At 72.2% G+C, this 21,635-nt stretch carries 20 protein-coding genes; 11 read left to right on the top strand and 9 right to left on the bottom strand.

Features of this window, described 5'->3' with window-relative positions; translation table 11 throughout:
- Positions 1-295 precede the first annotated feature (295 nt).
- Complete coding sequence (locus ACZ6KY_RS40045) at positions 296-1,129, bottom strand: alpha/beta fold hydrolase (RefSeq protein WP_469315186.1); 834 nt, start codon at positions 1,127-1,129, stop codon at positions 296-298.
- Between the two features lie 308 nt (positions 1,130-1,437).
- Between ACZ6KY_RS40045 and ACZ6KY_RS40040 the strand changes: the two genes are divergently transcribed.
- The 3 genes from ACZ6KY_RS40040 to ACZ6KY_RS40030 all read left to right on the top strand — a co-directional run bounded on the left by ACZ6KY_RS40040 (position 1,438) and on the right by ACZ6KY_RS40030 (position 4,766).
- On the top strand, positions 1,438-3,015 hold the full coding sequence (locus tag ACZ6KY_RS40040; protein ID WP_469315185.1) for a DUF2252 domain-containing protein: 1,578 nt from the start codon (positions 1,438-1,440) through the stop codon (positions 3,013-3,015).
- A 377-nt stretch (positions 3,016-3,392) separates the two neighbouring features.
- Positions 3,393-4,382, top strand: a complete 990-nt coding sequence (locus ACZ6KY_RS40035) for a hypothetical protein (protein ID WP_469315188.1) — start codon at positions 3,393-3,395, stop codon at positions 4,380-4,382.
- Positions 4,383-4,418: 36 nt separating this feature from the next.
- Positions 4,419-4,766 (top strand): rhodanese-like domain-containing protein, encoded by a 348-nt coding sequence (locus ACZ6KY_RS40030; protein WP_469315184.1) that lies wholly within the window; start codon positions 4,419-4,421, stop codon positions 4,764-4,766.
- A 56-nt stretch (positions 4,767-4,822) separates the two neighbouring features.
- Here the strand turns inward: ACZ6KY_RS40030 and ACZ6KY_RS40025 are convergent, their stop codons facing one another.
- The 6 genes from ACZ6KY_RS40025 to paaA form a co-directional block, all read right to left on the bottom strand.
- On the bottom strand, positions 4,823-5,956 hold the full coding sequence (locus ACZ6KY_RS40025) for an acyl-CoA dehydrogenase family protein (protein WP_469315183.1): 1,134 nt from the start codon (positions 5,954-5,956) through the stop codon (positions 4,823-4,825).
- 154 nt (positions 5,957-6,110) lie between these two features.
- Entirely contained in the window at positions 6,111-7,175 is a 1,065-nt protein-coding gene (gene paaE, locus ACZ6KY_RS40020; RefSeq protein WP_469315182.1) for a 1,2-phenylacetyl-CoA epoxidase subunit PaaE, read from the bottom strand.
- The gene (gene paaD, locus ACZ6KY_RS40015; protein ID WP_469315181.1) at positions 7,175-7,708 is read right to left on the bottom strand and encodes a 1,2-phenylacetyl-CoA epoxidase subunit PaaD; all 534 of its coding nucleotides are present in this window, start codon (positions 7,706-7,708) and stop codon (positions 7,175-7,177) included. Before paaD ends, paaE begins: the two co-directional genes overlap by 1 nt.
- On the bottom strand, positions 7,702-8,421 hold the full coding sequence (paaC, locus tag ACZ6KY_RS40010; RefSeq protein WP_469315180.1) for a 1,2-phenylacetyl-CoA epoxidase subunit PaaC: 720 nt from the start codon (positions 8,419-8,421) through the stop codon (positions 7,702-7,704). The genes paaD and paaC overlap by 7 nt, the downstream gene beginning before the upstream one ends.
- Positions 8,418-8,705, bottom strand: a complete 288-nt coding sequence (gene paaB / locus ACZ6KY_RS40005; protein ID WP_164372737.1) for a 1,2-phenylacetyl-CoA epoxidase subunit PaaB — start codon at positions 8,703-8,705, stop codon at positions 8,418-8,420. Before paaB ends, paaC begins: the two co-directional genes overlap by 4 nt.
- The gene (gene paaA / locus ACZ6KY_RS40000; RefSeq protein ID WP_469315179.1) at positions 8,702-9,742 is read right to left on the bottom strand and encodes a 1,2-phenylacetyl-CoA epoxidase subunit PaaA; all 1,041 of its coding nucleotides are present in this window, start codon (positions 9,740-9,742) and stop codon (positions 8,702-8,704) included. Before paaA ends, paaB begins: the two co-directional genes overlap by 4 nt.
- Positions 9,743-10,004: 262 nt before the next feature.
- On the opposite strand from paaA, the gene ACZ6KY_RS39995 reads away from it, so the two are divergent.
- From ACZ6KY_RS39995 to ACZ6KY_RS39985, 3 genes are read left to right on the top strand one after another with little or no spacing between them, the layout of a single operon-like run.
- Positions 10,005-10,922, top strand: coding sequence for a DUF5819 family protein (locus tag ACZ6KY_RS39995; protein WP_469315178.1), 918 nt, complete (start codon positions 10,005-10,007; stop codon positions 10,920-10,922).
- A complete protein-coding gene (locus ACZ6KY_RS39990; RefSeq protein ID WP_469315177.1) occupies positions 10,919-12,151 on the top strand; it encodes an HTTM domain-containing protein in 1,233 nt (410 codons plus the stop codon). The genes ACZ6KY_RS39995 and ACZ6KY_RS39990 overlap by 4 nt, the downstream gene beginning before the upstream one ends.
- The gene (locus tag ACZ6KY_RS39985) at positions 12,148-12,897 is read left to right on the top strand and encodes a TrmH family RNA methyltransferase (protein WP_469315176.1); all 750 of its coding nucleotides are present in this window, start codon (positions 12,148-12,150) and stop codon (positions 12,895-12,897) included. Before ACZ6KY_RS39990 ends, ACZ6KY_RS39985 begins: the two co-directional genes overlap by 4 nt.
- A 4-nt stretch (positions 12,898-12,901) precedes the next feature.
- On the opposite strand, the gene paaN is transcribed toward ACZ6KY_RS39985, so the two are convergent.
- Positions 12,902-14,617, bottom strand: a complete 1,716-nt coding sequence (gene paaN, locus ACZ6KY_RS39980) for a phenylacetic acid degradation protein PaaN (protein ID WP_469315175.1) — start codon at positions 14,615-14,617, stop codon at positions 12,902-12,904.
- A gap of 148 nt (positions 14,618-14,765) precedes the next feature.
- Here paaN and ACZ6KY_RS39975 point away from each other — a divergent pair, with 148 nt between their 5' ends.
- Both ACZ6KY_RS39975 and ACZ6KY_RS39970 read left to right on the top strand, forming a co-directional pair.
- Entirely contained in the window at positions 14,766-16,280 is a 1,515-nt protein-coding gene (locus ACZ6KY_RS39975) for a 3-hydroxyacyl-CoA dehydrogenase (protein ID WP_469315174.1), read from the top strand.
- On the top strand, positions 16,277-16,867 hold the full coding sequence (locus ACZ6KY_RS39970) for a TetR/AcrR family transcriptional regulator (RefSeq protein ID WP_469315173.1): 591 nt from the start codon (positions 16,277-16,279) through the stop codon (positions 16,865-16,867). Before ACZ6KY_RS39975 ends, ACZ6KY_RS39970 begins: the two co-directional genes overlap by 4 nt.
- 244 nt (positions 16,868-17,111) lie before the next feature.
- Here ACZ6KY_RS39970 and ACZ6KY_RS39965 read toward each other — a convergent pair whose 3' ends face one another.
- Positions 17,112-17,612, bottom strand: coding sequence for an Lrp/AsnC family transcriptional regulator (locus tag ACZ6KY_RS39965; RefSeq protein ID WP_469315172.1), 501 nt, complete (start codon positions 17,610-17,612; stop codon positions 17,112-17,114).
- A 174-nt stretch (positions 17,613-17,786) separates the two neighbouring features.
- Between ACZ6KY_RS39965 and pdhA the strand changes: the two genes are divergently transcribed.
- From pdhA to ACZ6KY_RS39950, 3 genes are read left to right on the top strand one after another with little or no spacing between them, the layout of a single operon-like run.
- Positions 17,787-18,956, top strand: a complete 1,170-nt coding sequence (gene pdhA / locus ACZ6KY_RS39960; protein ID WP_469315171.1) for a pyruvate dehydrogenase (acetyl-transferring) E1 component subunit alpha — start codon at positions 17,787-17,789, stop codon at positions 18,954-18,956.
- Positions 18,953-19,957 (top strand): alpha-ketoacid dehydrogenase subunit beta, encoded by a 1,005-nt coding sequence (locus ACZ6KY_RS39955; protein WP_469315170.1) that lies wholly within the window; start codon positions 18,953-18,955, stop codon positions 19,955-19,957. Before pdhA ends, ACZ6KY_RS39955 begins: the two co-directional genes overlap by 4 nt.
- Positions 19,957-21,585, top strand: coding sequence for a dihydrolipoamide acetyltransferase family protein (locus ACZ6KY_RS39950; protein WP_469315187.1), 1,629 nt, complete (start codon positions 19,957-19,959; stop codon positions 21,583-21,585). The genes ACZ6KY_RS39955 and ACZ6KY_RS39950 overlap by 1 nt, the downstream gene beginning before the upstream one ends.
- The last annotated feature ends 50 nt before the right edge of the window (positions 21,586-21,635 follow it).

Here is a 21,635-nt window from a genome sequence, read left to right as displayed (position 1 = left end):
ACGGCCTACGGGAGCCGGGTCGGGCCGGGGGGGGGGGGGGGGGGGGGGGGGTGGGGTGGGGTGGGGGGGGGGGGGGGGGGGGGGGGGGGGGGGAGGGGGAAGGGGGGGGGGGGGGGAAGAGGGGGGGGGGGGGGGAGCTGGGGAGGGGGGGGGGGGGAAACGTGCGTTCCTCCTCCCCCGGCTTTCCCTGGGAAACCCGGGGCACCCCCCTCCCAGGGGACCCGTTCCTCCGCCCCCCCCCCCCCCCCCCTCCCCCCCCCCCCCCCGGCGGGCGGGACGGGAGTACGTGGCGGGGTCAGGCCGTCGCGTCGGGCTTGACGACGGTGTCGACGAAGTCGCCGATGGCCCCGAGCGTGCGTCCCGGCTGCTCGATGTGCGGGAAGTGCCCGGCGTCGGGGATCGGGGCGAAGTGGCCGTTGGGGAACGAGTCGGCGTAGCCGCGGCCGTACTTCAGGGGGGCGATGCCGTCCTGCTCGCCCCACACGACCAGCACCGGCACGGTGACCCGGTGCAGGCGGCCGCGCAGCTTCGGGTCGTACGTGAACTCCTCGCCCCCGTACACCGCCAGCGTCCGCTGGTTGGCGGCCGCGGCGGCCCGCTGTTCGTCGCTGAACGAGGCGAAGTCGGGGCGGAACGCCGCGTTGGCGAAGGACAGTCGGCTCACGTCGGCCGGGGGCATGGTGCGCGGGTCGACGACCCGGTTCTCCTTCATGTGGGCGTGGATACCGACCGCGTTGACCAGGGTCAGCGCGCCGATCCGGCCGTGGTTGTCGCGCAGGGCCATCTCGGCGGCGATCCAGCCGCCTATGGAGTTTCCGATCACCATGACGCCCTTCAGGTCCAGGGCGTCGAGCAGGTCGAGGTACGCGACAGCCAGGTCGGCGACGGAGTCGAACCGCTCCGGGCGGTCCGTGCCGTCGAAGCCGGGGTGGGTCGGCGTGACGACGTACACGTGCTCGGACATCGCGGCGGAGATACCGGCCATCGTGCGGGGGCCGGCACCGCCGTGCAGCATCAGTACGCCGGTGCCCTCGGAGTTCTCGCCGTACTCGTCGACGGTGACGGTCAGGCCGCCGGTCAGGCCGACCGTCCGGGAGGTGGGGGAGGAGGCGGGAGTGGGCGTGGCCATGAGAGGTCCTTGTCATCGAGTTGCTGAGAGCTGACTCTCATGACTATATGGAGCCAACTCTCTTCGTGCAAGTAAACTCTCACGATGACCGTTGGCTTTCTTTGAGTCCGGGTGAGTCCAGACGTCAGCGGGCGGCACGACGCGGCCTTGTCGGCAGAGCCGCCGAGGGGAGTCGAGCCGCGGGCGTGGGTGTGTTCCCGGCTTCTTCCCTGTGTGCCGGTGGAGTTGTCCACAGGGTCTGACGCGTTTTCCCGACCGGCTGTACGGTCAGCACGAGTTGATGTTCGTGTGCGGGGGAGGCGGTCGTGATGGCCGAGGTCGGTACAGCGGGTACGGAGCGACAGACGGCGCCGACGGCGCCGACGGGCCAGGCCGGGGTGGTCGAGCAGGCCGGTCCGGAGCGGCAGGGCCGCGGTGGCCGGCCCGGTGACGGCTCCGCGGCGGGGCCCGCGGCCGAGGGCGGGCCGGAGTCCGAGGGCGGGCCGGCGGCCGGGGCGTTCGGGGCTCGGGGGTTCGCTGTTCCGGGGTTCGCCGCCTGGCCGGTGAAGGGCTCGCCCAAGGAGGAGGGGAAGGCTCTGCGCGGGCGGGTGCCGCGCGCGGCGCACGCCGAGTTCCTGGTGGACGCCGACCGGCTGGACCCGGTGACCGCGGTCGAGGAGTCCAACCGGGGGCGGCTCTCCGAGCTCACCCCGATACGGGTCGGCAGGATGGCGGCCACGCCCTTCGCGTTCCTGCGCGGTTCCGCGGGCCTCATGGCGTACGACCTCGCCCGCACCCCGATGACGGGCATCAGCGCCCAGATCTGCGGTGACGCGCACGCGGCGAACTTCGGTCTGTACGGGGACGCGCGCGGCAGCCTGGTCATCGATCTGAACGACTTCGACGAGACGGTGTACGGCCCCTGGGAATGGGACCTCAAGCGGCTCGCCACCTCGCTCGTGCTCGCGGGCCGGGAGGCCGGAGCGGACGAGGACACCTGTCGGGCCGCCGCGCGCGACACCGTGGGCGCGTACCGCCGCACCATGCGCCTGCTGGCCAAGCTGCCGGTGCTGGACGCGTGGAACGCCATCGCCGACGAGGAACTCGTCTCGCACACCGACGCCCACGATCTGCTCGGCACGCTGGAGCGGGTCTCCGAGAAGGCCCGGGCCAACACCAGCGGGCGGTTCGCCGCCAGGTCGACGGAGGCCGTGGAGGGCGGTGGCCGCCGGTTCGTGGACGCGGCACCCGTGCTGCGCCGCGTTCCCGACGAGGAGGCCGCCGCGGTCGCGGCATCCCTGGGCCACTATCTGGCGACGCTCTCCGAGGACCGCCTCCCCCTGCTCGCCCGCTACGCGGTGCACGACGTCGCCTTCCGCGTCGTCGGCACCGGCAGCGTCGGCACCCGCTCGTACGTCGTACTGCTCCTGGACCACCGCGGCGAAGCCCTCGTCCTCCAGGTCAAGGAGGCCCGCCCCTCGGCGTTGCTCCCGCACCTCGCGACCGCGGGCCACGCGATGCCCGAGGTGGCTCACGAGGGCCGCCGTGTCGTCCTCGGCCAGAAGCGCATGCAGGTCGTCAGCGACATCCTTCTCGGCTGGACCTCGGTCGACGGTCTCCCCTACCAGGTGCGCCAGTTCCGCAACCGCAAGGGCAGCGTCGACCCGGCCGCCCTGCCCGCCGACCACATCGACGACTACGGCCGCATGACCGGTGCCCTGCTGGCCCGCGCCCACAGCCACAGCGCCGATCCGCGCCTCATCGCCGGGTACTGCGGCAAGAACGAGGAGCTGGACGAGGCCATCGCCTCCTTCGCCGTCGCCTACGCGGACCGCACGGAGGCGGACCACTCGGCCCTGGTGACGGCGGTCCGAAACGGACGGATCGTTTCTGAAGCGGGGGTGTGACCGACGGGGGAGCGTCCGGGCGGCCCTGGAGGACGGGGCTCCCCGTAGGACGAGCGGCTCCGTAGGGCGGGGTGGTCCACCGGACAGGGTGTTTCACCTGACAGGCGGTCCACGAGTGCGGCTGCCGGTGCCGGTAGTCGGTAGTCGGTAGTCGGGATGATCGGGGTGGTTGGGGTCATTGGGGTCGTTGTGGCCGGTCAGGTGGCTGTAGAGGCAGGGAAGACAGTGAGCCGCGGGGGAGTGTGGCCTACGCTGGTCGGGTGACGACCCCGGAAGCCGATCAGAGCCAGTCCGAGCCCACCTTCGAGGGGGGCCGGGAACCCTCCGGTGCCCCGGAGGGCGAGACGCCCCAAGCCTCCCCCGGCTTCGACGGCGGCATCGCGGACGCGGAGGGCGCGGACGCCCCCTCCTGCGCCCGGCATGCCGCCAGGAGCGAGGTCCACACCGAGGCTCGGAGTGAGGCCGGCGGCGAGGCCCCGGGCGGAGCCCGGCCCGAGGGGCAGCCCGAGTCCCCGTCCGCGGGCCAGAGCGAGGGGCAGCGCCAGACGCAGCCCGAGGGTCAGGGCCCGGCGCAGGGTGACGATGCCCGGCCCGAGGCGCGGCTCGAGCGGGCCGTGCGAGCGGCCGAGCAGGCGTTGATCGAGTTCGAGATCGCCGTGGAGACCTTCCGCGTCGAGGTCGACAACTTCTCGCGGCTGCACCACCAGAAGCTCGGTCCGATGTACTCGCGCCTCGACGAGCTGGAGGCCGATATCGCCGAGGCGCGTGCCGCGCGCACCGGCGACCCGGAGGACATATTCAAGGCGCACGAGGCGCGGGCGCGGGTCATGCCCATGCCCGGTGTCGAGGAGCTGTTCCACGGCTGGATGGACTCGGAGGGCCTGTTCCCCGAGGCCGTGGCGATGCTCACGGACCAGCCCGTGCGGCCCCCGCAGCGGGTGCGTCCCAGCGAGGAGGCCCGCAGGCTCTTCCGCGAGCTGGTCCGCAAGGCGCACCCCGACCTGGCGCAGGACGACGGTGAGCGCAAGCGGCGTGACGAGTTCATCGCCCGTGTGAACCCCGCGTACGCCAGGGGCGACGAGGCGTTGCTTCGGGAGCTGGCCCAGGAGTGGGCCGCCGGGCCCGCGCCCGAGGAGTGGAAGCCGAGCCGCAGCGAGGAGCTCTACGCTCGCCTCGAATGGCTCTCCCAGCGCAAGGAGATGCTCACCTTCGTCGCCCGCGAGCTGGAGGAGAGCGCCATCGGCGCCATGCTCAAGATGGCTCCGGAAGACCCGGACCGTCTTCTGGAGGAGATCGCCGAACAGCTGCTGACGCAGGTCGGCGAGCGGGAGAACGAGCTGGCGGAGCTGATCGCCCAGGCTCCCTGAGCTTGGCCGTCGGCGCGGTCGGGTAGCGTCGGAGGCATGAGTTTCGGAGCTGGTGTGCCCACGGTCGGGGTCGACAATCTCGCGGTCGACGACTTCCTGCTGGACGTCCGGGAGGACGACGAGTGGGAGGCAGGTCACGCCCAGGGGGCGCTGCACATCCCCATGAGCGATTTCGTCGCCCGGTACGGCGAGCTGACCGAGGCGGCCCCGCAGGACGGCCGGGTCAACGTGATCTGCCGCTCCGGTGGCCGTTCGGCCCAGGTCACGATGTACCTGGTCCAGCAGGGTATCGACGCCGTGAACGTCGAAGGCGGCATGCAGACCTGGGAGGCCGCGGGCCGCCAGGTCGTGAACGACAAGGGCGAACCCGGCTTCGTGCTGTAGCCGCTGGGCCCTCTCACCTCAGGGAGTGGCCTTCTCACCTCAGGGAGTTGGGCGTCTCACCCCAGGGAGTGCGCCGCCAGCAGATCGCCCAGGGTCTCTTCGTGTGCCGCCGCCGGGCCGAGTGACAGTTCCAGATGCTTGGCCCAGGCGTGGTACCGGTGCAGCGCGTACTCGGTGTCGGCGCCGAACCCTCCGTGCAGATGCTGGGCGGTCTGCACGACCCGGCGCACCCCCTCGGACGCCCAGATCTTGGCGACGGCCACGTCACCGCCGGCCGGGAGCGCACCCCCGGCTCCCGTGCCGATCCGCCATGCGGCCTGCCAGAGCGTCGCCTCCATCGCCCGCAGGTCGATGTAGCGGTCGGCGGCCTGCACGGCGACCGCCTGGAACGTGGCGACCGGGAACCCGAACTGCTCCCGCTTGCTCGTGTACGCGCTCGTCATCCGGAGCACCTCCTCCCCGAGTCCGAGCGCCAGCGCACAGGTGCCGGTGGCCAGCAGGTCGCGCAGCCACTCCCACGCCCCCTGCGCGTCGATGACATCGTGGGAGGCGATCCGGGCGGAGTCCAGCCGCAGCTCACCGAGCCGCTCACCGGTCGTGGAGATCTGCTCGGCGAGTACGGTGCCTTCGTGGTCGCGGGGAACCAGGGCGAGGACGGTCCGGTCGGCGTCCGTGTGCGCGGGTACGACGACGAAGTCGGCGTTGCCGGCCCAGGGGACCGCCGTCTGTACACCGTCCAGCACCCACTCCGTACCGTCCCGCCGCGCGGTCACGGCGAGTTCGGCCGGGCCGTGACCGGTCCGGCCGTTGGCGGCGACGGTCAGCACGACCTCGCCCCGGCCGGCCCGCACCGGGAGCTGCGCCCTCAACTCCTCGCCGCCGTAGCGCTGTACGGCCGCGCTCGCCGCGCTGTTCTCCAGTAACGGCACCCGCGCCAGCACCTTCGCCGATTCCCGCAGTACGAGACACAGCGCGACCGCGTCGAGCCCCGCCCCGCCCGACTCCTCGTCGAGCAGCAGGCTCAGCAGGTCCGCGTCGGCGAGCCTCGCCCACAGAGCCCGGTCGAAGTCCTCCGCGACGGCACCCGCGGTGAGCGCGGGACTGGGCACCGCGTCCGGGGAAACCCCGGCGAACACCGCCTTCGCCGCCTCGACCGCCGCCTGCTGCTCCTCGGTGAAGGTGAAGTCCACGATCCCGTCCTCCCGCACACGCACCGGACCAACGACCAGACAGGAAGCCTGATCTGACGGTGCGTCAAGATAGAACAGGTTCTACGAGAAGGGAACGGGCAACGATCGGTCACCGGCCCGGCGGCCGGACTGTCGGCAGCCTCGCCGACGGGGCTCAGCGGTCGAAGTCCAGCTCCACCTGCTCCGTGGCCGGATGGGACTGGCAGGCCAGGACGTACCCGGCTTCCGTCTCTTCCGGTTCCAGAGCGAAGTTGCGGTCCATTCGCACCTCGCCGGAGACGAGGAACGCCCGGCAGGTGCCGCACACGCCGCCCTTGCAGGCGTAGGGCGCGTCCGGACGGTTGCGCAGCACCGCGTCCAGCAGCGACTCGCCGTCCTGGACGGGCCAGGTGCCGCCGCGTCCGTCGAGCCGTGCGGTCACCGTGCTGTGCGCGGGGGCCGGTACGGCGGAAACGGTCGTGGTACCGGCGTCCACGTGGAAGATCTCCTCGTGGATGTGGGTCCGGGACACCCCGAGCCCGCGCAGCGCCCGCTCGGCCCCCTGCACGAGACCCATCGGCCCGCACAGGAACCAGCCCGCCACCCGGTCCACCGGCAGCAGCGCGGGGAGCAGCCCGGTCAGCCGCTCCTGGTCGAGCCGCCCGGACGGCAGACCGGCCTGCTGCTCCTCCCGGGAGAGGACCGTCACCAGCTGGAACCGCTGCGGATAGCGGTCCTTGAGGTCGGCGACCTCCTCCAGGAACATCGTCGAGGCCGACGTACGGTCGCCGCGTATCAGGCAGAACCTCGCGTCCGGCTCCCGCGCCAGCAGCGTCGAGACGATCGACAGCACCGGGGTGATCCCGCTGCCGCCCACCACCGCCGCGTACAGGCCGGCCGACGGCTCCAGGGTGAAGCGTCCCGCCGGAACCATCACCTCCACCTCGTCGCCGACCGCGATCTCCTTGAGCGCGTACGTCGAGAACGCGCCGCCGTCGACCAGGCGCACACCGACCCGCAGCGTGCGCGGTCCGTCACCGTCGGGGGCGGGTGCCGGTGAGCAGATGGAGTACGTACGGCGTATCTCCGTGCCGTCGACCGTGCGGCGCAGGGCCAGATGCTGGCCGGCGGCATGCCGGAAGTCCTCGCGCAGCTCCGCGGGCACCGCGAAGGTCAGGGCCACGGAGTCGTCGGTGATCCGGTCGACCGCGGCCACCGGGAGCGGGTGGAAGCGAGCCATCACAACTCCTTGAAGTGGTCGAACGGTTCGCGGCAGGACAGGCAGCGGCGCAGCGCCTTGCACGCGGTGGACGAGAAGCGGCTGAGCAACTCGGTGTCGGCCGATCCGCAGGACGGGCAGCGGACGGGCTCCAGTTCAGGTTCGGCGGTGACCGTCCGGGTCGGCCCCAGGCCGATCGTCACCGGGCCCGTGGGACGGCCGCCGCGCGGCGGAGCTATCCCGAACTCCCGCAGTTTGCGGCGGCCTTCGTCCGAGATGTCGTCCGTCGACCAGGCGGGGCTGAGCACCGTGCGTACGGACACATCGCGTATGCCGTGTTCGTGCAGTACCCGCTCGATGTCCATGGACATGGCCTCGACGGCGGGACAGCCGGTGTAGGTCGGGGTCAGCTCGACCTCGACGGAGTCCGCGCCGCGGACATGCACGGCGCGCAGCACGCCGAGCTCGTCCAGGGTGAGGACGGGCAGCTCGGGGTCGAGCACGGAGCCCGCCAGTCTGCGCAGTTCCTCCTCCAGGGCGGTCGTTGTCACCATGACGCCCCCGGGTGGCTGCGGTGCAGGTGCTGCATCTCGGCGAGCATCCGTCCGAAGGACTCGGTGTGCAGGCCCTGGCGTCCGGCGCCCGCCGCCCATGCCCCGGACCGCGGTCCCTCGGGGACCGACAGCGTGGCCCGGCGCAGGGTGGCTCCCACGGACTCCAGCCAGGCGGCCCGCATCCCGTCCCAGTCGAGGTCGACGCCCTCGATCGGCTGGAACATCTCACCGGTGAAGCGCCACAGGGCCTCGCAGGCCCGGCTCATCCGCTCATGGCTGGCGTCCGTGCCGTCGCCGAGGCGCAGCGTCCACTGCTCGGCGTGGTCCTGGTGGTAGGCGACTTCCTTGACGGCCTTCGCGGCGAGGGGAGCGAACTCGCTCTCCCCGGCTGCCAGTTGTGAGTAGAGGAGCCGCTGGTAGGTGGAGAAGTAGAGCTGGCGGGCGATGGTGTGCGCGAAGTCGCCGTTCGGCTGCTCGACGAGCTGGAGGTTGCGGAAGGCGCGCTCCTCGCGGAGATACGCCAGCTCGTCCTCGTCACCGGCCATGGACAGCAGCACCCGGGCCTGGCCGAGCAGGTCCAGCGCGATGTTGGCCAGGGCGACTTCCTCTTCGAGGACGGGCCCGTGGCCGGCCCACTCCCCCAGGCGGTGCGAGAGCACGAGGGCGTCGTCGCCGAGGGCCAGGGCCGCCGCGGTGTTCACGGTGAGAGTCACAGGTGCTTCACCCCTTCCGGGATCTCGTAGAACGTCGGGTGCCGGTAGGGCTTGTCCGCGGACGGCTCGAAGAACGGGTCCTTCTCGTCGGGCGAGGAGGCTGTGACGGCGGCGGACGGGACGACCCAGATCGAGACGCCCTCGCCGCGGCGGGTGTACAGATCGCGGGCGTTGCGCAGGGCCAGCTCGGCGTCCGGCGCGTGCAGGCTGCCTGCGTGAGTGTGCGAGAGTCCGCGGCGCGAGCGCACGAAGACCTCCCACAGCGGCCAGTCGGTGTTCGTCATGCTCGGGTCGCTCCTGTCTCACCGGTCGTGCTCGCGGAGCCGCCGGTCCCGCTCGTGTGCTTGTCCGCGTACGCGGCGGCCGCCTCCCGTACCCACGCGCCTTCCTCGTGGGCCTGCCGGCGCTGGGTGATCCGCTGCTCGTTGCACGGGCCGTTCCCCTTGAGGACCTCCCAGAACTCCGTCCAGTCGATGGCGCCGAAGTCGTGGTGTCCCCGCTCCTCGTTCCACACCAGGTCGGGGTCGGGCAGGGTCAGGCCGAGGGACTCGGCCTGGGGTACGGCTATGTCGACGAAGCGCTGGCGCAGCTCGTCGTTCGAATGGCGCTTGATCTTCCACGCCATCGACTGGGCGGAGTGCGAGGACTCGTCGTCGGGCGGGCCGAACATCATCAGGGAGGGCCACCACCAGCGGTCGACCGCGTCCTGCGCCATCGCGTGCTGCTCGGGGGTGCCCTGGCTCAGGGCCAGCAGCAGCTCGTACCCCTGGCGCTGGTGGAAGGACTCCTCCTTGCACACGCGGACCATCGCGCGCGCGTACGGACCGTACGAGCAGCGGCACAGGGGGACCTGGTTGGTGATCGCGGCGCCGTCCACGAGCCAGCCGATGGCGCCGACGTCCGCCCACGTCAGCGTCGGGTAGTTGAAGATCGACGAGTACTTCTGGCGGCCGGAGTGCAGCTTGTCCAGCAGCTCGTCGCGGCCGACGCCGAGGGTCTCGGCCGCGCTGTACAGGTACAGCCCGTGGCCGGCCTCGTCCTGGACCTTCGCCATCAGGATCGCCTTGCGGCGCAGCGAGGGCGCGCGCGTGATCCAGTTGGCCTCCGGCTGCATGCCGATGATCTCGGAGTGGGCGTGCTGCGCGATCTGGCGGACCAGGGTGGAGCGGTAGGCGTCGGGCATCCAGTCACGGGGCTCGATGCGTTCGTCGGCCGCCACCGCGGCGTCGAAGACGGCCTCGTATGCCGCTGTGCGCGCCGCTTCGTCGGCGGCTTCGTCCGCCTGCGTGCGGGCCGTGTGGTGGGCTGATGCTGTCGCCATGCGGTCCCCCTCGACCTCTCACTCCCGACCGACCGATCGTTCGGTCCGCTCGCATCAATGGTCGGTCGAGCGCCGTATGGTGTCAACCGCTGTGGATAACCTCGTGCGTGCCGGCGTGGCCGTTGCGGCACCTGGGGCTGTGCCGCACGGTCGGCTCTGAGTACGGTTCGCTTGCGAACGTCGTGGTGCGGTGCGACGCGGCGGTACGGTGCCCGCAGTCCGGCGGCCGCCAGTCGGATCCGGGATCGTGAATCGGGGCGGGATGGACGCGAACGACGAGGGCTCGGAGCCGGAGCCGGGTCCGGGCGCGCCCGAGGCGGCCGCGCCCGGCGGGGGCGCTCCCGGCGGTGCCGTGTCCGAGAGCGCCGCGCCTGACGAAGCCACCGGCGGTACGTCGTCCCCCGGCGAGCCGGCGACCGACGCTCCGAGGCCCGGGGCGGTTGTTCCTCCCGCTGACTTCGACGAGACCAAACCCGAGACGGTCCCGTGGGCGGGGTCCGAAGAGGGGGCCGAGGCCCCTGCGGGTCTGGCGGCGCTCTCCCTGCGCTATCAGATCGCCGCCGCCCTCGCCCTGGCCGTCGTGGCCGTCGTCTCCTGTGTGCACCTCGGCATGGTGTTCCTGCATGTCGCGCCTTCGAACACGGTGACCAAGCAGCACGGCCGCGCGATCGACGAGTGGATCTACCCCGAGTTCGAGCAGAACTGGAAGCTCTTCGCCCCCAACCCGTTGCAGCAGGACATCACGGTCCAGGTCCGCGCCCTGGTCCGCACCGCGGACGGCACCGGTCGCGAGACCGGCTGGTACGACCTGTCCGCGCTCGACGGAATCGCCATCGACGGGAATCCGCTGCCGAGCCACACCCAGCAGAACGAGCTGCGCCGCGCCTGGGACTTCTACGCCGCTACGCACGACGGCGAGAACCGCCCCGCGGGCCGGCGCGGCGACCTCTCGGAGCGCTATCTGCGACGCATCGGCGTGCTGCGTCTCGACCGTGAGCACGCGGGCGGCGAGGGCGCCGTCATCGAACGCGTCCAGTTCCGCTCCCTCACCACCAACGTGCCGCCTCCCGCGTGGAGCGACGAGAAGGTGTCCGACCAGCCCGTCGTCCGTGAGCTGCCCTGGTGGGCCGTTCCCGCGAGCGACCGCGCGGACGGCCTGACGGAGGCGAGCGCCCGATGAACCGAATCGCTCCGACGATCGCGCGCGGCATCGCCCGCGTCACGGAGTCCGCGCTCGGCCCGTACCAGAGCGCCGTGATCCGTATCGGCTTCGCCGCCACCTGGCTGCTGTTCCTGCTGCGTGAGTACCCCCACCGCCAGGAGCTGTACGGGCCCGACGCGCCGTGGAGCTGGGACCTCGCCCAGCAGCTCATCGCGAGCAACCACGCCTTCACGGTCCTGATGTGGTCCGACAGCCAGGTGTGGTTCGAGATCGTCTACGCCGTCGCCGTCCTCTCCAGCGCCCTGCTGCTGGTGGGCTGGCGGTCCCGCGCCATGTCGGTGCTCTTCATGATCGGCGTGCTGTCCCTGCAGAACCGCAGTGTCTTCATAGGGGACGGCGGGGACAACGTCCTCCATCTGATGTCGATCTACCTGGTGCTCACCCGCTGCGGGCAGGTGTGGTCCATCGACGCGCGGCGCGACCGCCTCGCCCGCGCTGCACGCGCGCGTGGCGAGCGGACCGGGCCCGACCGGGCCGGCCCCGCGCTGTGGGCGGGGCTCGGGGTCGTACTGGCGCTGGCGACGGGCGTGGGACGGATCGACGGGGGCGTCCTGGGCGGCTGGCTCACGGTCCTGTGGGGACTGTGGGCGGTGCAGGCCCTGTGGTGGGCCGTCGGCCGGGTCGCCCGCACCGCGGAGCCGCGCGTCCTGCTGGACGTCGTAGCGAACCTCGTGCACAACGCCGCCCTGATGATCATCATGGCCGAGGCGTGCCTGATCTACGCGACCGCCGGCTGGTACAAGATCCAGGGCTCGCGCTGGCAGGACGGCACCGCCGTCTACTACCCGCTCCACCTGGAGTCCTTCTCGCCGTGGCCGGCCCTGTCCGACCTGCTGTCCGCGCACGGCACGATCGTGATGCTGGTGACGTACGGGACGGTCGCCGTCCAGGTCGCCTTCCCCTTCACCCTGTTCAACCGGCGGGTCAAGAACGTCCTGCTGGCGGCCATGATGACCGAGCACGCCGTGATCGCCGTGCTCCTCGGGCTGCCGTTCTTCTCGCTCGCGATGATCGCCGCGGACGCGGTGTTCCTGCCGACGTCCTTCCTGCTGCGCCTGAGCGGACGGGTGGCACGCGCGCGTGGTCGGCTGTTTCCCGGCGGCGGCCGTACGGTGCCGGGGCCCAGGGAGCCCGAGCCGGGCGTTCCGGAGGAGCCCGAGCACACGCACGTAGGCTTCACCGCATGAACGATCCGGTACGTGTCTGGCGGCAACTCCGCGACGACTCCGTCCTGCTCGACGGCTTCCACGCCCTCAAGCACGCGGTGCGTTTCGGGGCGCGCGTCCCGGTCGCCGTCACGACCGACCGGAGGGCGGTCCTCGACCTGGCCGACGAACTCGCTCCCGACGTACGCGCCGTTCTCGGCGAGCTCCTGACCGAGGTCCCGGAGACGGCGTTCACGGCCCTCGTGCCGCGTCCGCACCCCACCTCGGTGGCGGCGCTCGCCGTACGACCCTCCCGCGCCGCCAACCTGGAGACGCTGGCCCGCACGCCCCGCGCCGCGCCCGTGGTCGTCCTCGACAATCCGCGCAACCTGGGCAACGCGGGTGCCGTGATCCGGCTCGCGGCGGGCTTCGGCGCGACCGGGGTGGTCACGACGGGCACGCTCGACCCCTGGCACCCCACCGTCGTCCGCGGTGGGGCCGGCCTGCACTTCGCGACCGCCGTGGAGCGTCTCGCGGTGGACGAACTGCCGCCGGGCCCGGTGTTCGCGCTCGACCCGGAGGGCGAGGACATCCGCGGGTCGAAGCTCCCCGACGACGCCCTGCTCGCCTTCGGCTCGGAACGCAGTGGTCTGTCCGCCGAACTGCGGTCCCGGGCCGATCACTTGGTCTCCCTGCCGATGCGCCCCCAGGTCTCCAGCTACAACCTCGCGACCAGTGTGGCCATGACGCTGTTCCACTGGAGCGCCACCGGGGGCGCACCGGCGTAAGGACTCACGCCTCCCGGCGCACCTCGACCACCCGGAAGCGGTTCGCCACGAACGCCCCGTCGCACAGCGCCGCGTTGGCCGCGCCGTTGCCGCCCGAGCCGTGGAAGTCCGAGAACGCGGCCGTCTGGTTGACGTAGACCCCGCCCGTGAGGTTCAGGGAGAGCTGGGCGCACTCCTCCAGGCAGGCCTCCCGCACCTCGCGCTCGAACGCCTCGTCCGTGGTGTACGCGCCGACGGTCATCGCGCCCTTGTCCCTGATGGTGCGGCGCAGCAGCTCCACCGCGTCCGCCGCCGAGTCGACCGCGACGGCGAAGGAGACCGGCCCGAAGCACTCGCTCATGTAGGCGGCCTCGTCCGCGGCGCCCTCAGCGGTCTCCCAGTACTTGCGCGCGCCGTCGAGCTTCACCATGACGGGCGAGCGCACGACGGCGCCCGGGAACTCCGGGTTGTCGATCTGCCGTGAGGGCAGGGCCACTTCGCCGAGTTCGGCGGCGGCCTCCAGACGGGCCTTCACGTCCGGGTTCACGATGGCGCCGAGCAGCGCGTTCGCGCGGGCGTCGTCGCCGAGGAGTCCGCCGACGGACTTCGCGAGGTCGGCGACCACCTCGTCGTACGACTTGTCGCCCTCGTCCGTACGGATGCCGTCGCGGGGGATCAGCAGGTTCTGCGGGGTGGTGCACATCTGGCCGCTGTAGAGCGACAGGGAGAACGCCAGGTTGGACAGCATCCCCTTGTAGTCACCGGTCGACTCCACGATCACCGTGTTGACGCCGGCCTTCTCCGTGTAGACCTGCGCCTGGCGGGCGTTGGTCTCCAGCCAGTCGCCGAAGGCGGTGGAGCCGGTGTAGTCGATGATCCGGATCTCGGGGCGGGTGGCCAGCGTCTTCGCGATGCCCTCGCCGGGGCGCTCGGCGGCCAGCGCCACCAGGTTCGGGTCGAAGCCGGCCTCGGTGAGCACCTCGCGCGCGACCTGCACGGTCAGCGCGAGCGGCAGCACCGCGCGCGGGTGGGGCTTCACCAGGACCGCGTTGCCGGTGGCCAGGGAGGCGAACAGGCCCGGATAGCCGTTCCACGTCGGGAAGGTGTTGCAGCCGATCATCAGCGCGATGCCGCGCGGGACGGGCGTGAACTGCTTGGTCAGCGCGAGCGGGTCGCGCTTGCCCTGGGGCTTGCTCCACTCCGCGGTGTCGGGGGTGCGGACCTGCTCCACGTACGCGTACGCCACCGCCTCCAGACCGCGGTCCTGCGCGTGCGGGCCGCCCGCCTGGAACGCCATCATGAAGGCCTGGCCGCTGGTGTGCATGACCGCGTGCGCGAACTCGTGGGTGCGGTCGCTGATCCGCTTGAGGATCTCCAGACAGACCACGGCGCGGATCTCCGCGCCCGCGTCGCGCCAGGCGCGCATCCCCGCGCGCATGGCGGGCAGCAGGGCGTCGATGTCCGCGTGCGGGTACGTGATGCCCAGTTCGATGCCGTACGGCGACACCTCGCCGCCGACCCAGTCGTCCGTGCCGGGCTGGCCCAGGTCGAGGCGGGTGCCCAGGAGGGCGTCGAAGGCGGCTTTGCCCTCGGCCATGCCCAGGCTGCCGTTTTCGCCGTACGCCTTGGGATGCTCGGGGTGCGGGGACCAGTACGCGCGCGTGCGGATCACTTCCAGCGCCTGATCCAGGGTGGGCCGGTGCTGGGCGATCAGCTGGTGCGCGGTGGGTTCGGCGGCCATCAAGGACCAACTCCTCGTCTCAAGAGCTCCTCGTCGAGCTCGCGAGCTGGGCAGGAATGGACAGTCAGAGTTAGAGTAACCGAACGATCGGTCGGGACAAGGGGGTCCGCCGCATCTGTGGAAAACGGCGTGCGGGAGGATCGCGCACATGACAGCACTCGACCTCAGCAGCCCCGTGGCAGTCGTCGGCACCGGCACCATGGGCCAGGGCATCGCCCAGGTCGCGCTGGTGGCGGGCCACCCCGTGCGGCTCTACGACGCGGCTCCCGGGCGTGCCGCCGCGGCGGCGGAAGCGATCGGCGCGCGTCTCGACCGGCTCGTCGCGAAGGGCCGGCTCACCGGCGCCGACCGGGACGCGGCGCGCGCCCGGCTCCAGCCGGCCGCGAGCCTCACCGACCTCGCCGACTGTGTGCTCGTGGTCGAGGCGGTACTCGAACAACTCGACGCCAAGCAGCAGCTGTTCAGCGATCTCGAGGACATCGTCGGGGACGACTGTCTGCTCGCCACGAACACCTCCTCGCTGTCCGTCACGGCCATCGGCGGCGCGCTGCGCAACCCGGGACGCCTCGTCGGGCTGCACTTCTTCAACCCGGCGCCGCTGCTGCCGCTCGTGGAGGTCGTCTCCGGGTTTGCCACCGACGTCACCTCGGCCACGCGCGCGTACGAGACGGCCCGCGCCTGGGGCAAGACGCCCGTCGCCTGCGCGGACACACCCGGTTTCATCGTCAACCGCATCGCGCGGCCTTTCTACGCCGAGGCCTTCGCGGTCCACGAGTCGCAGGCCGCCGACCCCGCCACCATCGACGCGGTCCTGCGCGAGTCCGGCGGTTTCCGGATGGGCGCCTTCGAGCTCACCGACCTGATCGGCCAGGACGTCAACGAATCCGTCACGCACTCCGTGTGGCAGGCCTTCTTCCAGGACGTGCGCTTCACGCCCTCGCTCGCCCAGCGCCGGCTCGTCGAGTCGGGCCGGCTCGGCCGCAAGGCGGGTCACGGCTGGTACGACTACGGGGACGACGCCGAGCGGTCCGAGCCGCACACCGCGGAGAAGGCGCAGCCGCCCGCCTACGTCGTCGCCGAGGGCGACCTGGGCCCCGCCGCCGAGGTCCTCGGCCTGATCCGCGAGGCGGGCATCCAGGTCCGGGAGGACGAGGAGGACCACGGCACCCGACTGGTGCTGCCGAGCGGCGGCCAGCTGGTCCTCGCCGACGGCCAGACCTCGGTCGAGTTCCGCGACGTCGTCTACTTCGACCTCGCGCTCGACTACCGCAAGGCCACCAGGATCGCCCTGTCCGCGTCCCAGGACACCGCTCCCCAGACGCTCTCCGAGGCCATCGGCCTCTTCCAGGCGCTGGGCAAGGACGTCAGCGTCATCGGGGACTGCCCCGGCATGATCGTCGCCCGTACGGTCGCCCGGATCGTCGACCTCGCGCACGACGCGGTCGCCAAGGGCGTGGCCACCGAGGAGGACATCGACACCGCGATGCGCCTCGGCGTCAACTACCCCCTGGGCCCCTTCGAGTGGAGCCGCAGGCTCGGCACGAACTGGTCGTACGACGTCCTGGACGAACTGCACGTACGCGACCCCTCCGGGCGCTACGCGCCGTCGCTGGCGCTCTACCGCCACGCGTACGCCAACGAGAAGCGGGAGGGCACCCTGTGACCACCGTCAAGCGGGACACGTACACCCCCGAGACGCTGCTCTCCGTCGCCGTCCAGGTCTTCAACGAACGCGGCTACGACGGCACCTCCATGGAGCACCTCTCCAAGGCGGCCGGCATCTCCAAGTCGTCGATCTACCACCATGTCGCGGGCAAGGAGGAACTGCTGCGGCGCGCGGTGAGCCGGGCGCTGGACGGTCTCTTCGAGATCCTCGACGAGGAGCACGCGCGCGTGGGGCGTGCGGTGGAGCGCCTGGAGTACGTCGTACGGCGCATGGTCGAGGTGCTCACGTCCGAGCTGCCCTACGTGACGCTGCTCCTTCGGGTGCGCGGCAACACGGGCACCGAGCGGTGGGCCCTGGAGCGGCGCCGCGACTTCGATCACCGTGTCGCCGAGCTCCTGAAGGCCGCGGCAGCCGACGGGGACGTACGCGGCGACGTGGAGGTCCGGCTCGCGACGCGGCTGGTCTTCGGAATGATCAACTCGCTCGTGGAGTGGTACCGCCCCGACGCGCGGGGCATGGGCGCGCGGGAAGTGGCCGACGCCGTGGTGGTACTGGTCTTCGGAGGGCTCCGGCAGGAGCCGTGAGGCGCTCCGCGAGCCCCGCCGTGCCGGGGCTCCGGCCGGAGGTGGTGGGGCCCGAGTCGTGAGGCCCTGGGAGGGGGGCGGAGCCTGGCTCGGGCCGAAGCCGTCGGGCCCCGGGAGTCCTGCGGGGCCGGACCGAAGTCGTCGGGCCCGGGATGCCTGGCGGAGCGGGATTCACGCCGTCGGGCCCCGGTTGTCCGGTGGTTCCGGGCTCGGGCGGGCCGTTCGGCGTCGGTGCCGGGCGGCGTCAGCCCTCCGGCTCCAGGTCCTCCTCCTCGAAGACCAGCAGGGTCCGGCTGCTGAGTACCTCCGGGATGGCCTGGAGACGGGTGAGCACCAGTTCGCGGAGCGCCCGGTTGTCCGGCGTGTGCACCAGGAGAAGCACGTCGAAGTCGCCGCCCACCAGAGCGATGTGCGAGGCCCCGGGGAGCACCCTCAGCCGCTCCCGCACCGTGCGCCAGGAGTTCTGCACGATCTTGAGGGTGATGTACGCCGATGTGCCCTGCCCGGCGCGTTCGTGGTCGACGCGTGCCCCGAAGCCGCGGATCACGCCGTCCTCGATGAGGCGGTTGATCCGCGCGTAGGCGTTGGCCCGCGACACATGGACCCGTTCCGCCACGGAACGTATGGAGGCGCGGCCGTCCGCCTGCAGTATGTGCAGGATGTCCTGGTCGATCGCGTCGAGCGGACGGGCGGGCGGAGCGACCGGGCCGGCCTCCGGCGGCTCGGCCATTTGTTCAGGTGCCATGTCCCCCCGCCTCCCTACCATGGACGTACTGCGTCCATCTCAGGCTGTGCAGAACCGTTTGTCCACAGCCTGGTGGTGCCTGTAGCCAAAATGTGCCGACGACCGAACAATCGGTAGGTGAGGCGCGTCACACCCGTGACGCGTCTGAAGCCGCTCCCACGAGGAGGTGCCGTCATGACGGTCATGGAGCAGCGAGGGGCCTACCGGCCCACGCCGCCGCCCGCCTGGCAGCCCCGCACCGACCCCGCGCCGCTGCTGCCCGACGCGCTGCCCCACCGCGTCCTCGGCACCGACGCGGCCGCGCAGGTCGATCCGGTCCTGCTGCGCCGTCTGCACGCGGAACTGGTGCGTGGCCGCCGGTACAACGTCCAGGCCACCGCCCTCACCAAGCAGGGCCGTCTCGCCGTGTACCCCTCCAGCACCGGACAGGAGGCCTGCGAGGTCGCCGCCGCGCTCGTGCTGGAGGAGCGCGACTGGCTCTTCCCCAGTTACCGGGACACCCTCGCCGCCGTCGCCCGCGGCCTCGACCCCGTTCAGGCCCTCACCCTTCTGCGCGGCGACTGGCACACCGGCTACGACCCGCACGAGCACCGCATCGCCCCCCTGTGCACCCCCCTCGCGACCCAGCTCCCGCATGCCGTGGGCCTCGCGCACGCCGCCCGTCTCAAGGGCGACGACGTGGTCGCGCTCGCCCTGGTCGGCGACGGCGGCACCAGCGAGGGCGACTTCCACGAAGCGCTGAACTTCGCCGCCGTGTGGCAGGCGCCGGTCGTCTTCCTCGTACAGAACAACGGCTTCGCCATCTCCGTCCCGCTCGCCAAGCAGACCGCCGCCCCGTCGCTGGCCCACAAGGCCGTCGGTTACGGGATGCCGGGCCGCCTGGTCGACGGCAACGACGCGGTGGCCGTGCACCAGGTCCTCAGCGAGGCCATCGCCCACGCGCGCGCGGGCGGCGGTCCCACGCTCGTCGAGGCCGTGACGTACCGCATCGACGCCCATACCAACGCCGACGACGCCACCCGCTACCGCGGCGACTCCGAGGTCGAGACCTGGCGCGCGCACGACCCCATCGCGCTGGTCGAGCGCGAGCTGACCGAGCGCGGTCTGCTCGACGAGTCCGCCCTGAAGGCGGTGCGCGACGACGCCGAGGCGATGGCCGCCGACCTGCGCGAGCGCATGAACCAGGACCCGGTGCTCAACCCCATGGATCTGTTCGCCCATGTGTATGCCCAGCCCACTACTCAACTGCTTGAGCAGGAGAGCCAGCTGAGAGCGGAGCTGGACGCCGAGGCGGACGGCGCGCTCGGAGCGGGCCCGCACGGCCCGGAAGGAGCCGGGCGATGACCACTGTTGCCCTCAAACCGGCCACCATGGCGCAGGCGCTCGGGCGCGCTCTGCGCGACGCCATGGCCGCCGACCCGGCCGTCCATGTCATGGGCGAGGACGTCGGCACCCTCGGCGGCGTCTTCCGGGTCACCGACGGGCTCGCGAAGGAGTTCGGCGACGACCGCTGCACGGACACCCCGCTCGCCGAGGCGGGCATCCTCGGCGCGGCGGTCGGCATGGCCATGTACGGTCTGCGGCCCGTCGTGGAGATGCAGTTCGACGCGTTCGCCTACCCGGCGTTCGAACAGCTGATCTCGCACGTGGCGAAGATGCGCAACCGCACGCGGGGCGCCATGCCCCTGCCCATCACGATCCGCGTCCCCTACGGCGGCGGCATCGGCGGCGTCGAGCACCACAGCGACTCATCCGAGGCGTACTACATGGCGACCCCGGGCCTCCATGTCGTGATGCCCGCGACCGTCTCCGACGCCTACGGACTGCTGCGCGAAGCCATCGCCTCGGACGACCCGGTCGTCTTCCTGGAGCCCAAGAGGCTGTACTGGTCGAAGGATTCCTGGAACCCGGACGAGCCGCCGGCCGTTGAGCCGATAGGCCGCGCGGTGGTGCGGCGCCCGGGCCGTAGCGCCACACTCATCACCTACGGGCCGTCCGTGCCCGTCTGCCTCGAAGCCGCCGAGGCGGCGCGGGCCGAGGGCTGGGACCTCGAAGTCGTCGACCTGCGCTCCCTGGTGCCGTTCGACGACGAGACGGTCGCGGCGTCGGTGCGGCGGACCGGACGCGCGGTCGTCGTGCACGAGTCGGGCGGGTTCGGAGGACCGGGCGGGGAGATCGCCGCCCGCGTCACGGAGCGCTGCTTCCACCACCTGGAAGCACCGGTGCTGCGCGTCGCGGGGCTCGACATCCCGTACCCGCCGCCGATGCTGGAGAGGCACCACCTGCCCGGCGTCGACCGGATCCTGGACGCCGTGGGGCGTCTGCAATGGGAGGCGCAGAGCTGATGGCACAGGTGCTGGAGTTCAAGCTCCCCGACCTCGGGGAAGGCCTCACCGAGGCGGAGATCGTCCGCTGGCTGGTGGAGGTCGGCGATGTCGTCGCCGTCGACCAGCTCGTCGTCGAGGTCGAGACGGCCAAGGCGATGGTGGAGGTCCCCTGTCCTTACGGCGGCGTGGTCACCGCCCGCTTCGGCGAGGAGGGCACGGAACTGCCCGTGGGCGCGCCGCTGCTCACCGTCGCCGTGGGCGCCCCGGCCGGGGGCGAGGACAGCGAGACCGACAAGGACGACCGGAGCGACGAGGGCTCCGGGAACGTGCTGGTGGGTTACGGCACGGGAGCGCCCCCGGCGCGGCGCCGGAGGGTACGCCCCTCCGATGGTGTCGCGGCCGGTGGCCGACGGGCGGTCGGTGGGCCGCAGGGAGCACCGTCCCCGGCGGGGATGGGCGCTTCGCCCGCCCGGCCCGAGCCGGCCCGCCCTGAATCCGTTCGCTCCGAACCGGCCCGCTCCGAACCGGCCCGCTCCGAGCCGGCCCGCGCCGAGACCGTCGGTGCCGCGCGGCCGGCTGCGGCGGGCCAGGCGCCGACCGCTCGGAACGGCGTCGCCGCGACGCGCGGTGACGGCCCCGTGCCGGTCATCTCGCCCCTCGTGCGACGGCTCGCCCGGGAGAACGGCGTGGATCTGCGGGAGTTGGAGGGCTCGGGCCCCGAAGGACTCATCCTGCGGGCCGACGTCGAGTACGCGCTGCGTGCGGCGGCGACCGGTCGGCCGCGAGCGTCCGTCATCGCGGAGCCGCACCACGCTCCGGCTGCGGGCCTCGGCCTCGACGCGCCCGCCGCGGCGCCCTCGTACGACCGCGCGCCGGAATCGGCTTCCGCGACCTCGTACGCGGACATCACGTCGGTCGTGCCCGGTGCGGCCGGCGTCTCCCGGGGCACCGCCCCGCACGGTGTCCGTGTCCCCCTCCGCGGTGTCCGCGGCGCCGTCGCCGACAAGCTCTCGCGCAGCCGGCGCGAGATACCCGACGCGACCTGCTGGGTGGACGCCGACGCGACGGAGCTCATGCGGGCACGCGGCGCGATGAACGCGGCGGGCGGTCCGAAGATCTCCCTGCTCGCCCTGCTGGCCCGGATCTGCACCGCGGCGCTGGCCCGCTTCCCCGAGCTCAACTCGACGGTCGACATGGACGCCCGCGAGATCGTCCGGCTCGACCGGGTGCACCTGGGCTTCGCGGCCCAGACCGAACGGGGGCTCGTCGTCCCCGTCGTACGGGACGCGCACACACGGGACGCCGAGGGGCTGAGCGCGGAGTTCGGCCGGCTGACCGAGGCGGCCCGGACCGGGACGCTGACGCCCGCGGACCTCACGGGCGGCACCTTCACGCTGAACAACTACGGCGTGTTCGGCGTCGACGGCTCCACGCCGATCATCAACCACCCCGAGGCGGCCATGCTCGGCGTCGGCCGCATCATCCCCAAGCCGTGGGTGCACCAGGGCGAGTTGGCGGTGCGCCAGGTCGTCCAGCTCTCGCTCGCCTTCGACCACCGGGTCTGCGACGGCGGTACGGCGGGTGGTTTCCTGCGCTATGTGGCGGACTGCGTGGAACAGCCGGCGGTGCTGCTGCGGACCCTGTAGCCCCCGGGGATCCGGTCACCCCCTGTTTCCAGGCCGTGCCCCGGGGGTGG

This window comes from Streptomyces sp. NPDC042002, assembly GCF_055588305.1.
This window is presented reverse-complemented; position numbering and strand designations above follow the sequence as displayed.